This is a genomic window from Kitasatospora sp. CM 4170 (assembly GCF_032110285.1).
GTDB classification, from domain to species: domain Bacteria; phylum Actinomycetota; class Actinomycetes; order Streptomycetales; family Streptomycetaceae; genus Kitasatospora; species Kitasatospora aburaviensis.
Map to the genome: position 1 here is coordinate 457341 of NZ_CP134877.1, position 13164 is coordinate 470504.

Below are 13164 nucleotides of genomic sequence, written 5' to 3' on the forward strand. Positions count from 1 at the left end.
CTGCGGTCAGCCCTCCAGCGCGTTGGCTATGCGGTGCAGCATGCCGCTGCCGGTCGGGTGGCGCGGCGCGGTCTCGCGCACGGCCTTCATCCGCTCGCCGATCTCCTGGAGCTCCTTGCGGCCGAGTGCTGCCCGGATCCTGGGGAACCAGGCGTCCTCCTCCTCGTCGATGTGCCGCTCGACCGCCTCGATCAGGACGGCGGTCTTGGCGTCGTAGCCCTCGTCCTCCGGCGTCATCCGGCTGAGCTCCTCGCAGAGCACGTCCGCGACGTGGTGCTCCTCCTTCGCGCGGTCCATCTCCTCGGCGAGGTCGGGCACCTCCCGGCGGATCCGGGGGTAGACCAGCTCCTCCTCCAGGTAGGTGTGGATGGTCAGGGCCTCGACGATCCGCTCGACCGCCTCGCGCCGCGCCTGGTCGTGGCCCTGGTCGTGGCCGTACTCGTGGCCCTGGTCGTCGCCCCGGCCGTCACCGTCGGCGAGCCCCCGGTACTCGCGGAACAACCGGCGCACTTCCTTGTGGTCCTCCCGCAGCAGGACGATGGCATCGTTCGACATCGCTCGTCTCCTCTTCGACGGCTCCCCCACGGGCGGTTCCCCGCCGACGGCCTCCCCGCCCGACCGGGCGTCTCCCCGAGCGGTCCCCGGCCAAACGCCGAGCCCCTGCCGGACGCAAGCCGCAACCGGACGCAGGCCGAGGCCCCGCCACCGCCGCAGCGGGGCATCCGCCCAGTGCGTCCCGGCCGCACTGCCCGGCGAACAGCTGAGCCGCGAGGTGGTCGACTACCTGCGCACGGGCGTCGCGGCCGGGATGGTCGTCCCGGACGCCGCGGACGGGACGCTCGACACCCTGCGCGTCGTCGCCTGAGCCTCGCGGACGGTGCACGGGCCGCGTGGTTGGGACGGCGTGAACCGGGCAGGCGCCCTGCCGCCCCCCTCCCTCACATCCCGGCCGGACGGAGACCGCCATGCACGGCGCGGAAGGGTTCCCGAGCGAACTGTGTGCCGAGCACCGGGCCGTCGAGGCCCTGCTGCGGCGGCTCGACGGCGAACGCGCCCGGGGCAGGCCCGCCGCGGAGGAGGACCTGCGGCTGCTGCACGCCCTGCGCCTGCTCCTCGCGCCCCACCTCACGGCCGAGGAGGTGTATCTGTACCCCCTGGTCCGGCGCCGGCTCCCGGCCGGCGGGGCACTCGCGGACGCCGCCGCCCACACCCACGCGACTATCCGGGGGCTGCTGGACCGCGCGGTGGACGAGCGGCTTTCCGCCCCCGAGCGCGGCCGCGCCACGGCCGCGCTGACGGTGGTGCTCCGCGCCCATCTGCGCGGCGAGGAGGAACGGCTCTTCCCCGCGCTGCGCGCCCGGGTCGCGCCCGAGGAACTGCGGCGCTGCGCCCGCCGGCTGCGCGAGGCCCGGCCGACCGGGCCGGACGCACCGGTCTGGGGGCTGCCGCCCGGCACCGGGGCGATCGCCGCCGTCCGGGACGGCCTCACCGGTCACGACACGGCCCGGAGCCGGCACTCGCCCTGACCCGGCACCCGCCCCGACCCGCCACTCCACTGGACCCGGCACCCGCCCCGACCCGGCACGCGACCGGAGCGCCGGCCGCGCCGAGCCCCACCACCCCGGCGCCGGCCCACGGACCGCGCCGGATCCGCCCGGCCGGCCGCCGTTTGACACCTCCTCCGGTGGCAACCCGCAGGAGTATGGCTTACCTCGGAACACCCCCACCGACCATCCCGCAGCCCCGCCCCTCCGGCGGCCGCACGGAGCGGTCCGGACCGTGGGTGTCCGCCCGGACCGGCGGCACCGCGATCGGCGCCGTGCTGTTCGGCCGCGACGGCACGCTGCTCCAGGACGTCGCCTGCAACGGCGACCCGGCCATGGTGCACCCGATGACGGGCGTCCGCGCCGCCCTCGCTGGCCTGCGCGCCGCCGGCCTCGCGATCGGCGTGCTGAGCAACCAGCCCGGCGTGGCGCGCGGCCTGATCGGGCGTGAGCAGGTCGAGGCCGTCCAGGCCCGCACCGAGGCACTGCTGGGTCCCTTCGACGTCTGGGCGGTGTGCCCGCACGGGTCGCACGACCACTGTGTCTGCCACCTGCCGGCGCCCGCCCTGGTGACGGCCGCCTGCGCGGCGCTCGGCCTGCCGCCCGCCCGGGTCACGGTGATCGGCTGCACCGACTCCGTGATCGCCGCCGCCCTGGCGGCGGGTGCGCACGCGATCCGCGTCCCCGAGGCTGACCGGCCGGCGGTCGGCCCGTGTCCGCCGCCCTGCACGCTGACCTGCCGGGCCGCGGACGGTCCGGAGCAGGCCGCCGATCTCCTCCTGCGGCGCTGACCCGGCCGCCGCTCCGCCGCCTCCTGCCCGCACGCCCGACCTCCAGGACGGAGAACGCAAGATGAGCATCAACCCCGGCCCCCCCGACCAGCGCCCGCACGCCCCGCTGGTGACGGAGACGCCCAACCCCGGCCCGCCGACGGCACGGACCCGCGACACCGAGGACGCGAAGGACGCGAAGGACGCCGCGCTCGACGCCTTCCGCGCCCCCGACCCGGACGGCCCGCTCACCACCGACCAGGGGGTGCGCGTCGACGACACCGACAACTCGCTCACCGTCGGCGACCGCGGCCCCACCCTGCTGGAGGACTTCCACGTCCGCGAGAAGCTCACCCACTTCGACCACGAGCGCATCCCCGAACGGGTGGTGCACGCCCGTGGCGCCGGCGCGTACGGCTACTTCGAACCGTACGCGTCGCTGGCCGAGTTCACCTGTGCCGACTTCCTCCAGGAGGCGGGCACCCGCACGCCCGTCTTCGTCCGCTTCTCGACCGTGCAGGGTCCGCGCGGCTCCGCCGACACCGTGCGCGACGTGCGTGGGTTCGCCACCAAGTTCTACACCCGGCACGGCAACTACGACCTGGTCGGCAACAACATGCCGGTCTTCTTCATCCAGGACGCCGCGAAGTTCCCGGACTTCGTCCACGCGGTGAAGCCCGAGCCGCCGAACGAGATCCCCACCGGCGCCTCCGCCCACGACACCTTCTGGGACTTCTGTTCGCTCCAGCCCGAGTCCACCCACATGCTGATGTGGGTGATGTCCGACCGGGCGATCCCGCGCAGCCTCCGGATGATGCAGGGCTTCGGCGTACACACCTTCCGCCTGGTGGACCGGGACGGGCGCGGCACCTTCGTGAAGTTCCACTGGCGGCCGCTGCTCGGCGTCTGCTCCCAGGTCTGGGACGAGGCGCAGCTCACCGCCGGGCGCGATCCCGACTTCCACCGCCGGGACCTCTGGGACGCGATCGCCGCCGGGGACTTCCCGGAGTACGAGCTCGGCGTCCAACTGGTGCCGGAGCAGGACGAGTTCGCGTTCCCCTTCGATCTGCTGGACCCGACCAAGCTGATCCCCGAGGAGCTGGTGCCGGTCCACCCGGTCGGCCGGATGGTGCTCGACCGCAATCCGCAGAACTTCTTCGCCGAGACCGAGCAGGTGGCCTTCCACACCGCCAACGTCGTCCCCGGCATCGACTTCACCAACGACCCGCTGCTCCAGGGCCGCAACTTCTCCTACCTGGACACCCAGCTGATCCGGCTCGGCGGCCCCAACTTCGCCCAGCTGCCGGTCAACCGGCCGCTGGCGGACGTCCGCACCAACCACCGCGACGGCTACGGCCAGCAGGTGGTCCACCCGGGCACCAGCTACGCGCCGAACTCCGTCGGCGGCGGGTGCCCGGCGACGATGGGCGGCGGGCGGCTCGCCGAGGGCGTCTTCGAGCACCACCAGGAGCGGGTCGACGGCGCGGCGGTCCGCCGGCGCAGCCCCAGCTTCGCCGACCACTACAGCCAGGCCGCGCTGTTCTGGCGCAGCATGGCGGGCTGGGAGCAGCAGCACATCACCGAGGCCTTCGCGTTCGAGCTGGGCAAGGTGGGCGACCGCGAGGTGCGGCGGCGGATGGTCGGCAACCTGGCGCACGTCGACCCGGGGCTGGCGGCGGACGTCGCGCTGCGCATCGGGGAGCCCGAGCCCGGCGCCCCGCCCGAGGACCGGGCGGTGGCTTCGGGCGCCGGCGACGCGGCCGGGGTGGCGTTCTCCCCCGCGCTGAGCCTGGAGAACCTGCGCGGCTCCGGCATCCGAACCCGCAAGGTCGCCGTGCTGGCCGCGCCGGGGGTCGACGGCGACCAGGTGCGGGCCGCGCACGAGCGGCTGGGCGAGGAGGGCGCCACGGTGGAGACGCTGGCCGCGCACGGCGGCGAGGTGCCCGCCCGGGACGGCGGCGGCGTGCCGGTGGACCTCCCGCTGCCCACGACCGCCTCGGTGCTCCACGACGCCGTGGTCGTGCCGGACGGCGGCGAGCACACGCTGCCGGCCGATCCGGACGCCGTCCGGTTCCTCGCCGAGGCGATGCGGCACGGCAAGCCGGTCGCGCTGCTGGGCTCGGGCGTCGAGCTGTCCCGGGCGGCCGGGTTCGGCACGCCGGCCGGGCTGGCGGGCGTGGCGGTCCACGGGTCCGGCGGGCGGGACGACACGGCGTTCTGGGCGGAGTTCGCCCGGCTGATCGGCCACCACCGCTTCCCCTCCCGCTGAGCCACCGCGGTACGGCAGCGGCCCCCGCCCGGCCGGTTCACCGGTCGGGCGCAGGAGTGTCCAGGGCCCGGCCCAGACGTGCGGACGGCCCAGACGTGTGGTCAGTCCAGCGGCTCGGCCCGTAGCGGGTGTCCGAGGGGCAGCGTGGTGGTCATCGCCCGGACGATGCCGTCGTGATCGATGTCGACGCGCACCTCGCCGGTGTCGTCCACGTAGACCTCGGTGCCGTCGTTGCCCATGGCTCCGGACGCGGTGAGCACCACCTCGCCGTACGGGTCGTCCACGACCAGGCGGTAGTGCTTGGCTCTCTTCATCACTGGTCCTTCCGGTCGGTCCCCGTGACCCGCTCGGTCCCCCCGTCACTCCCATTCTGCTCGGGTCATGAGCAGCGCGACTGCGGGGCGGCACGACTGCTGAGCGGCACGACTGCTGAGCGGCACGACTGCTGAGCGGCACGACGCGGCCCCGGTCGGGGGACCGGGTCCGCGTCGTTGTCGGCGCCGGGTCAGCCGGGGGTGATCCGGCCGCGCCAGCCACCCCCCTCCTGGCCGCGCTCCTCGATGAAGCTCTTGAAGCGCCGCAGGTCGCCCTTCACCCTCCGGTCGACCATGCCCAGCATGTCGCCGGCCTTCTCGGCCATCCCCTCGGGGCGGAAGTCGATGGCCATGTTGATGCGGGTGTGCCGGTCGTCGAGGCGCTGGAAGGTCACGACGCCCTGCTGGTGAACGCCGCCGTCCATGGTCCGCCAGGCGATCCGCTCGTCGGGCAGCTGGTCGACGATCTCGGTGTCGAACTCACGGGTGACGCCGCCGATGCTGGTCCGCCAGTGGTTGTGGCGCTCGTCCAGCTGGGTCACCGATTCGACTCCCTCCATGAAGCGGGGGAATTCCTCGAACTGCGTCCACTGGTTGTAGGCCGTGTGCAGCGGCACGTCGACGTCGACCGACTCCTTGACCATGCTCATCTGGGCCTCCTCGCGGATTGCGGCCGGGCCTGTTCCCGGCCGCCCGCCCGCGCGTCTGCCCGCTCGAAGCCGGTGTAACCCCGCGGGGGTGGCACGGGCCCGTGGAAGCCGGCCCCTGCCGGTCGGTCAGCCCGCCAGCACGGTGGTCGTGTCCAGGCGCCCGTCGACCAGCGCGCGGGCCACTTCGGCGACGCCGGTGCCGCTGCGGCGGGCGTGGGAGCGGAGCACCTCGAAGGCGGTGTCCATGTCCAGCCCTGCCGCCTCCGCGAGCACGCCCTTGGCCCGCTCGACGGCGCTGCGATCCACCAGCGCGCTGCCGATCTCCTCGGCCACGGTCTGCTCCCGTCCGTGCCGGCGCTGGAGCAGGGCGATCACGGCGAGGTCGGCGAGCGACTGGACGATGTCCGGGCCGTCGTGGCCCGGCTCGACCCCGGGCCGGACGTCGAAGACGTTGAGCGCTCCCATCGACCGGCCGTCCAGCCGCAGGGGGACCGCGTGCACCGAGCGGAAGCCGAGCTCCAGCGCCTGCGGCACGAACCGGGGCCACCGCGCCCGGGCCCGGGAGAGGTCCGGTTCGACGACCGGCTCGCCGGTGCGGTGGCAGTCCAGGCAGGGGCCCTCGCCCTCCGCGATCTGCAGGGTCTCCAGGCGGCGGACCCGGTCGCCGGAGTAGGCGATGTCACGCAGCGCGCCGTGGCGATCCACGACGACGAGGCCGGTACCGGCCGTACCGCTGAGTGCCGTGCAGACCTCGGTGAGCCGGTGCAGGAACTCGACGGTGTCGTAGCCGCGGGCGACGAGCGTCCCGGTGAGCCCGGCGAACGCCTCGTTCACGCGGGCCTCGCGCGTCGTGACCGCCTCCCCCTCCCCCGGCGAGGCTGCGCATTCGCGCCGCCGCTGGTCATCCGTCATCGGTCCTCCTCGGTGAACCGCAGCCATCGGTGCACCACACCGTGCGCGACGGCGTCGACCCCCCGGTCGTGGGTGAAGGCGTGGGCACGCAGCCGGTCCAGGGCCTCGGCGGCGGGGACTCGCAGCTGCACCATGATCATGCCGACCGCCTGGTCGATCTCCACGCCGTTCAGCGGCGGGTCGTCCAGCCACGGTTGGACGGGGACCTCGCCGGACGGCCCCAGGAAGGAGCCCACGATCGCGAGGGTCACGCTGGTCGCGGCCACCTGGATGTCGGCGATCTCCTCGGGGGCGGGGAGACCGGGCCGGACGCGATAGAGGGTCAGCACGCCGATGCCGGCGGAACCGAGGTGGAGCGGGGAGGCGTAGACACTGCGCAGTCCCCCGTCGGGCGGCGCGGCCGCGGCGAGGTCGGCCACCAGCACCGGCCAGCGCACCTCGTCGGCGGAGAGAAGGTCGATCACCGTCACCGGGCGGCGCCCGCGGAAGGCGGTCACGCCCGGGCCCTCGCCGAGGCTGAACTGCCGCTCCTCCAGCCGGCGGGCACGCGCGTCGCTGGCCCACACGCCGGCACGGTGGCCGGTGTCGGCCATCAGCGTGATCGCGGCCGCCTCGACTGCCAGGGCCTCGACGCAGGCGGCACAGAGCCGTTCGGCGAGAGCCCCCTGGCCTGGGCCGTTGACGGCCTCGGCCATGATCTGCGCGATCCGCGTCAGATCGGCCATCTCCGTGCCTCGTTCTTCGTTCGTCTCCCCGCCGCCCGCGGGCGGCGGGGACCGTCCTGGTGGTCATGCCGCCTCGCGCCGCGGCGTGACCACCGGAGTACAGGTGGCGGAGTCCGGAGGGCAGCGACCCGGCGGCGCGGTCGCCGCCGTGCCCCGTCCACCGGTGCGCGCCTACCCGGCGCGCGGTGCCCTACACACCCCGTGCCATCGCGGCGTCCAACGGGCCCTGCCGGCCCGTGCCCGAAGCCGTACCTGAAGCCCGCGCCCGAAACGGGCCCGGCGGGGATTGTGCGGCGCCGGGCCGGGCAGCCGCCCGGCATGCTGCTGATCAGACCGCCGGGCGTCTATCCGCCCCAGGGCGACACGGAACTGCTGGCCTCCTGCGTGCGCCGCGAGCGCCTGGACGGCTCCAGCCGGGTACTCGACCTCTGCACCGGGACGGGGGCCGTCGCCCTCGCCGCGGCCCGGGACGGAGCCAGCGTCACGGCGGTGGACCTGTCCGTCCGCGCCGTCCTCGCCGCCTGGCTCAACACCCGGCTGCGCCGGCGCCGGGTCAGGCTCCGCCGGGGGGACCTGCTGACGCCTGTCGCCGGGCAGCGCTTCGACCTGATCACCGCCAACCCGCCGTACGTCCCGGTCCGGCCCGACACGGGCTCGCCTGGGCGGGGCGCCGCCCTGGCCTGGGACGCCGGGCCGGACGGGCGGCTGGTCCTGGACCGGCTCTGCGGCGCGGCCCCGGGCCGGCTGGCGCGCGGCGGCGTACTGCTGGTGGTGCAGTCCTCGCTGGCGGACGTCCCGGCCACGCTGGCGGCCCTGCGCCGGGCCGGGCTGCGCACGGCCGTGGCGGCACGGAGCCGGCAGCCGTTCGGGCCGGTGATGACGGCACGGGCCGGGCTGTTCGAGCGGCTGGGGCTGATCGCCCCGGGCGAGCGCGAGGAGGAGCTGGTGGTGGTGCGCGGTGTCCGGGAGCACTGAACGGGCGGTGTCCGGGAGCCCTGATCGGGCCGCTACCAGGGTGGTCGTCGTCCCCGGGGGCCCGCTGCTCGTCGAGGGGCCGGTGGAGGTGGTGCTGCCGGACGGCACGGTCCGGACCTCCGAGCGGCCGGTGGTGGCGCTGTGCACCTGCCGGCGGAGCCGCCGCTACCCCTTCTGCGACACCAGCCACCGGCGGCGCGGCCGCCCACGGCGGGACTGAGGCGCAGGCGGGGGTGAGGCGCAGGCTGGAGTGAGGCTCCTCCGGCGGAACCCGGGCTCAGTCCCAGGGCCCGGGCAGGGGTGCCCGCAGGGACGTCAGGCCGGACCGCCAGCGGCCCAGCAGGTGGTCCCCGAAGCGGTCGTCCAGCACCTCGGCGGCCGCGAGGCCGAAGGCGATGTCCCGTTCCAGCTCCGGCTCGGTCGCGACCAGCTCCTCGATCACACCCCGCCGTACCAACTGCTCGTGCACCGCGTCCGCCTCGATGTGCTCCCGGTAGAAGAGGGTGCCGTCGGGGCCGCCGCCCAACCGCTCCAGCGCGGCGGCCAGCCGGGCGGAGCCGGGCGAGGAGGTGATCTCGATGGCGGCGAACTGCCCGACGGCCGCGCCGCGCAGCGCCCGGTTCAGGCCGAAGAGCGTCATCAGGTTGACCACCGCCAGGGACGGCGCGGGCACGAGGTCCAGGTAGTGCCCGTAGCCGGGGTCGAGGCCGAAGGCGGCCATCATCCGCGCGAACAGCAGGGAGTGGGCCCGTTCCGGGCGGCCGGCGCCGTACTCGTCGTAGGCGATGGCCATCAGCGCCGCCTGGGCGGGCCCGTGGATCCTCGGGAGCACCCACAGCTGCGGGTCCGCCTCCTTCAGGTGGTAGACCGACCGGTGCACCAGGTACTCGCGGACGTGCCGGCGTTCGCCCTCGGCCAGCAGGAAGTGCGAGGGCCCGGTGCCCTCGGCCGGCTCCACCAGCACCCGCTCCAGCGCCTCCGGCAACGGCCGGACGGGCTCCGCCGCCGCTCGCACCGCGGCGAGGAAGGAGCGCTCCAGTGCCCGGCGCAGCATCAGGAGTTCGGGCTCCCACTCCCAGCCGGGGTGGACGCCCGGCAGGCCCCGGTCGTGGAGTTCGTAGCAGAGGTGCAGCGCCAGTTGGTGGTCCTCGCCCCAGGGGTCGGTGACCGGACCGGGCGGTGCGAGCAACCGTCCGGCGCCGGGCGGCCCGGCCGTCACCAGGCCCAGTACCGCCTCCGACAACGGCCCGCGCGGGCCGAACGGGCCGCTCACCGCCCGCTCCGCCGGTCCTCGGCCCCGGCGCGTCGCAGCGCCGGAGCGGCGGTCCCGGCACGTGGCAGCGCCGGAGCGATCGCGGTGCCACGGCGCTGCCGCCGTCCGATCCCGGGCCGGGCCTGCAGCTCCCGGTTCATGGTGTCCGCCTCCTCGCACGTGGGGGTCCGCGGTAGCGGGTGCCCCGCCGGGGGTGCGGGCTAACGCGCCGGTTGGAGGGCCAGCCGGACGGCGAGCAGACAGCTGTCGTCGGCCGGGTTGGGGCCGCCGAAGCTGTCGGCGATGTGATCGAGGCAGTCCTCCAGGGCGTCCTCGCCGCACGCCTCGGCCGCGCGCAGCAGGCGGTCGGGACGCGCCCCGGCTCCGTCACGCCGGTTGAACAGGCCGTCCGTCCACAGCAGCACCGTGTCGCCGGACCGCAGCGGTAGCACGGTGTCGCGGTAGTCGGGCTCGGCCACCGCGCCGAGGACGATGCCGGTCGGCCCCTCGGCCAGGGCCGCGGTGGCGTCGCGGAGGACGGCGGGCTGCGGATGGCCGGCCGCACTCCAGGTGAGCGTCCGGGCCTCCAGGTCGAGCAGGCCGCACAGCACACTGGCGATCCGGCGGCTGCCCTGGTGCCAGAGCATCGTGTTGAGCAGGCCGAGCAGTGCGGCCGGGTCCTCCTCCGTGTAGGAGAGGCCGCGCAGGGCGTGCCGGAGTTCGGCCATGCCCACGGCGGCGGCAAGGCCGTGACCGCTGACGTCGCCGACGGCGAGCAGGACCCGTCCGTCGGGCAGTCGAACGATGTCGTACCAGTCGCCGCCGACCCGGGCGTGCTCCCCGGCCGGCAGGTACCGCGCGGCGTGGTCGAGGCCGGCGGTGGGCAGGTCGGGCTGGCGGGGTGCGGCCATCAGCGCGTCCTGCAACGCCCGCGTCGTCCGGTGCTCGGCGGCGCCCCGGCGCCGCTGCTCGGCCAGCCTGGCCCGGACCCCGGAGAGGACTTCCTCGGTCCGCCGCCACCGGGTGACGTCCTGGAGCACGCCGTGCACGGCGCGCAGGTCTCCCCCGGCGGGATCGGCGACCACCTCCGCGGTGGCCCGCAGCGCGCGCGGGGCCCCGTCCCCGGGCCCGGCGTCGAAGTCCAGCGCCGCCGTCCGCTGCCCCGCCAGGAGGCGGCCGGCGACCAGGCGGACGGCCTGGCGGTCGGCGGCGCTCACGCAGTCCAGTGCCTCGGCCGGGGTGATCGGGGCCGTCCGGCCGGGGTCGAGGCCGAGCAGCCGCAGGGCCTCCTCCGACAGGTCCAGCCCGGCCGAGCCGGGCGTCCAGGAGAAGCTGCCGAGGCCTGCCATCCGCTGCGCCTCGCCCAGCCGGGCCGCGCGCTCCGCGAGGCCGTTCCGGGGGCGCCAGGTGACCAGGACGCCGTCGAGGAAGGGCACCGCCCGAACGGTCAGGACCTCGGTGGCTCCCGTCCCCGTGAAGTTCTCGGCCCGGCCCTCGAAGCGGACGCCGGTCGCGGCGACGTCCAGGATCCGGCCGAAGGTGCCGGTCGTGACCAGGCCGGGGAGGACTTCGGTGAGGCGTCGACCGACCGTCGACACCGTCCCCGCCGCGGCGTTGGCGTACACCACGCGCAGATCGGTGATCGCGGCGTCGCCGCCCCCCTCACGGACCGCGGAGAGCACCAGGACCGGCTCGAACACGGCGTCCAGCACGTCGCGGAACCAGTGCTCGCCGCCCGGCACCGCGAGCTCCGGCTCACCGCCGTCGGAGGCCGTGACCCGCAGCAGGTGCCCCGCCACCAGGCCGGCCAGCGCCTCGACGTACCGGGTGGCCGCGCGGGCCCGGTCGACCGGGACATCCCAGCCGAGGCTCATCGCGCCGGCGATCCGGTCGCCGCGGCGCAGCGGCACGGCACAGGCGATCCGGCCCGGGACGATCGGCCGGGCGGCCGTGGGAGGGCCGTCCGGCCCACGGGCCCGCCGCTCCTCGGCCCCGGGCCACTCGGGCACGGTCTCCCACACCACGCCGCCGCCGTGCACGGCCTGGACCAGTGGAACCCCCGTCTCCGGCGGGACGCGCTGCCATTGGCTGACCCTGCGCTGCTCCACTCCGTGGCTGCCGACCAGCGCCACGGCGCCGTCCGGCTCCAGCACGCCCAGCACCACCGCGACGACGCCGAGCGGAGCCAGGGCGACCTCGTGCAGCAGCCGGGCCAGCTCCTCCGGGGTGTCCGCGGCGGCCAGCGCGGAGGCGGCCAGGTGGTAGCGCGCGGCCAGGCCCGGCACCGGGGTGAGGCGGGCCGCGCCGGGCGGAGCCGGAACGGGCGGCTCGGCCCCGGGCAGGACCGGGTCCGCGGGGGCCTCCCGGAACGGGGCCTCGTCGTCGTCCACGGCGCCCGTGATCGGGGCCGCGAGGCCGACCAGGCCGGCCGCGATGTCGGCGAGCCGGCGGTTGGAGTCCTGGGACAGCTGCACCAGGTGGCCGAAGGCCTCGTCCGGCGTGCAGCCCAGCCGCTCGGCGAGCATGCCCTTCGCCTGCTCGATGACGCCCCGGCTGCGCATCGCCCGGCGCAGCCCCTCCGCCTCGTCGCGCAGCCGGTCCACGGCCTCCCGCAGCAGGGCCGTCTCATCGCCGCGTGCGGGCTCGGCCGTCCCGTCGCCGCGTACGGGCTCGCCGGTCATCCGGTCCTCAGGCACAGGCCGCCGCCGCATCCGGGTAGAGCGGCAGCACCGCCGACACGCCGCTGAGGTCCAGGACGTCCCGGACCCGCGGCACGGCGCCGGCCAGCCGCAGCTCCCCCTGCCCGTCGCGCGCCCTGCGGGCGGCGGCGAGCAGCGTGTTGAGGCCGGTGGAGTCGACGAAGCCGACGGCCGCGAGGTCGACGACCACGCGCACCGTGCCACCGGCCACCAGCACGTCCAGCAGCCGCGTGACCTCGCGCGCCGCGAAGTCGTCGAGGTCACCGCTGAGCGGCACCACCGTCCAGCCGTTGACCTCGGGAAAGTCCTTCATCCGGTCGCTCCCGCCGAGCCCGTCGTCCGGCCCACCTCCAGGCTAGGCCCTCCCGTTCGGATCCTGCCGGGCGCGCGACGGGATCCGGAGGAGAGGGCCCGTGCCGTCGGGGCGTGCGGACGGGTTCGCCAGTGCGGGTCAGTCCCCGTCGGGCTCCTCTCGGTCGGCGGGTTCGTCGTGGGCGGGCTCGGCCCGCTGCTCGGCGACCGGTGTCCCGGCCCGCACCGTCTTCACGGTCCCGCCCGGCCTGGTCTCGTGTTCGCCGTGGTGCTCGGGCTCGTCGTCGGGGCGGTGCGGGACGCCGCCGGCGCCGCCCTGGGGCGTGTCGTCCATCGGGTGCCTCCTCAGAAACCGGTCCCGGCCCGGTCCTGGGCCGGGTAGCGGGCGGCGCGGGCGCCGTGGCCCACGCCGGGCCAGCGGCGGCCGGGCCGGTGGTGGACCGGACGCCAGACGGCGCGCGTGGGCCGGGGGGACGGGTCGGGGCAGGCGGAGCCCGCCGGTTCAGTCCTCGCCGAGGACGGCGTAGGTCTCCGCATCGCCCTGCTCCCTGCTCTCGTCGTCCGGTGCGTCCGCCGGGCGGGGGCGGGCGGGTTCGCCGGCCTCCGACGGCTCGTGGGTGCGGACGCACCGGCTCGGACCGGCGCCGTCGCGCGCGTCCATGGTGGGCCACCTCCGGGGGTTCGGGGGCGCCCGGCCGGGGCGCCCGGGACCCACCCGGCTACCCGCTGGCGGGCCGGGGAA

General features: G+C 75.9%; 15 protein-coding genes. 5 read left to right on the forward strand and 10 right to left on the reverse strand.

What is annotated here, in order from left to right:
• Positions 1 to 6 precede the first annotated feature (6 nt).
• On the reverse strand, positions 7 to 555 hold the full coding sequence (locus tag RMN57_RS01955) for a hemerythrin domain-containing protein (protein WP_313761581.1): 549 nt from the start codon (positions 553 to 555) through the stop codon (positions 7 to 9).
• A gap of 410 nt (positions 556 to 965) precedes the next feature.
• Between RMN57_RS01955 and RMN57_RS01965 the strand changes: the two genes are divergently transcribed.
• From RMN57_RS01965 to RMN57_RS01975, 3 genes are all read left to right on the forward strand, one after another.
• On the forward strand, positions 966 to 1526 hold the full coding sequence (locus RMN57_RS01965; protein WP_313761582.1) for a hemerythrin domain-containing protein: 561 nt from the start codon (positions 966 to 968) through the stop codon (positions 1524 to 1526).
• Between the two features lie 257 nt (positions 1527 to 1783).
• Complete coding sequence (locus RMN57_RS01970) at positions 1784 to 2335, forward strand: HAD-IIIA family hydrolase (RefSeq protein ID WP_313761583.1); 552 nt, start codon at positions 1784 to 1786, stop codon at positions 2333 to 2335.
• 61 nt (positions 2336 to 2396) lie between these two features.
• A complete protein-coding gene (locus RMN57_RS01975; protein WP_313761584.1) occupies positions 2397 to 4583 on the forward strand; it encodes a catalase in 2187 nt (728 codons plus the stop codon).
• 101 nt (positions 4584 to 4684) lie between these two features.
• Here the strand turns inward: RMN57_RS01975 and RMN57_RS01980 are convergent, their stop codons facing one another.
• From RMN57_RS01980 to RMN57_RS01995, 4 genes are all read right to left on the reverse strand, one after another.
• Positions 4685 to 4897, reverse strand: a complete 213-nt coding sequence (locus RMN57_RS01980) for a DUF6296 family protein (RefSeq protein ID WP_313761585.1) — start codon at positions 4895 to 4897, stop codon at positions 4685 to 4687.
• Positions 4898 to 5088: 191 nt separating this feature from the next.
• Positions 5089 to 5547 carry an SRPBCC family protein gene (locus tag RMN57_RS01985; RefSeq protein ID WP_313761586.1) on the reverse strand — a complete coding sequence of 153 codons (459 nt, stop codon included), beginning with the start codon at positions 5545 to 5547 and terminating at the stop codon, positions 5089 to 5091.
• Positions 5548 to 5673: 126 nt separating this feature from the next.
• The gene (locus RMN57_RS01990; protein ID WP_313761587.1) at positions 5674 to 6459 is read right to left on the reverse strand and encodes a GAF and ANTAR domain-containing protein; all 786 of its coding nucleotides are present in this window, start codon (positions 6457 to 6459) and stop codon (positions 5674 to 5676) included.
• On the reverse strand, positions 6456 to 7184 hold the full coding sequence (locus tag RMN57_RS01995) for an ANTAR domain-containing protein (RefSeq protein WP_313761588.1): 729 nt from the start codon (positions 7182 to 7184) through the stop codon (positions 6456 to 6458). Before RMN57_RS01995 ends, RMN57_RS01990 begins: the two co-directional genes overlap by 4 nt.
• A gap of 318 nt (positions 7185 to 7502) precedes the next feature.
• On the opposite strand from RMN57_RS01995, the gene RMN57_RS02000 reads away from it, so the two are divergent.
• Positions 7503 to 8159: a HemK2/MTQ2 family protein methyltransferase gene (locus RMN57_RS02000; protein WP_313761589.1), complete on the forward strand. Its 657-nt coding sequence runs from the start codon at positions 7503 to 7505 to the stop codon at positions 8157 to 8159.
• 40 nt (positions 8160 to 8199) lie between these two features.
• Complete coding sequence (locus tag RMN57_RS02005; protein WP_380235417.1) at positions 8200 to 8379, forward strand: CDGSH iron-sulfur domain-containing protein; 180 nt, start codon at positions 8200 to 8202, stop codon at positions 8377 to 8379.
• Between the two features lie 57 nt (positions 8380 to 8436).
• Here RMN57_RS02005 and RMN57_RS02010 read toward each other — a convergent pair whose 3' ends face one another.
• The 5 genes from RMN57_RS02010 to RMN57_RS02030 form a co-directional block, all read right to left on the reverse strand.
• Complete coding sequence (locus RMN57_RS02010) at positions 8437 to 9432, reverse strand: iron-containing redox enzyme family protein (protein ID WP_313761591.1); 996 nt, start codon at positions 9430 to 9432, stop codon at positions 8437 to 8439.
• Positions 9433 to 9632: 200 nt separating this feature from the next.
• Positions 9633 to 12092, reverse strand: a complete 2460-nt coding sequence (locus tag RMN57_RS02015) for a SpoIIE family protein phosphatase (protein WP_313761592.1) — start codon at positions 12090 to 12092, stop codon at positions 9633 to 9635.
• Between the two features lie 7 nt (positions 12093 to 12099).
• Positions 12100 to 12423 carry an STAS domain-containing protein gene (locus tag RMN57_RS02020; RefSeq protein ID WP_313761593.1) on the reverse strand — a complete coding sequence of 108 codons (324 nt, stop codon included), beginning with the start codon at positions 12421 to 12423 and terminating at the stop codon, positions 12100 to 12102.
• A gap of 138 nt (positions 12424 to 12561) precedes the next feature.
• The gene (locus tag RMN57_RS02025) at positions 12562 to 12756 is read right to left on the reverse strand and encodes a hypothetical protein (protein WP_313761594.1); all 195 of its coding nucleotides are present in this window, start codon (positions 12754 to 12756) and stop codon (positions 12562 to 12564) included.
• A 168-nt stretch (positions 12757 to 12924) separates the two neighbouring features.
• Complete coding sequence (locus RMN57_RS02030) at positions 12925 to 13083, reverse strand: hypothetical protein (protein WP_313761595.1); 159 nt, start codon at positions 13081 to 13083, stop codon at positions 12925 to 12927.
• Positions 13084 to 13164 lie beyond the last annotated feature (81 nt).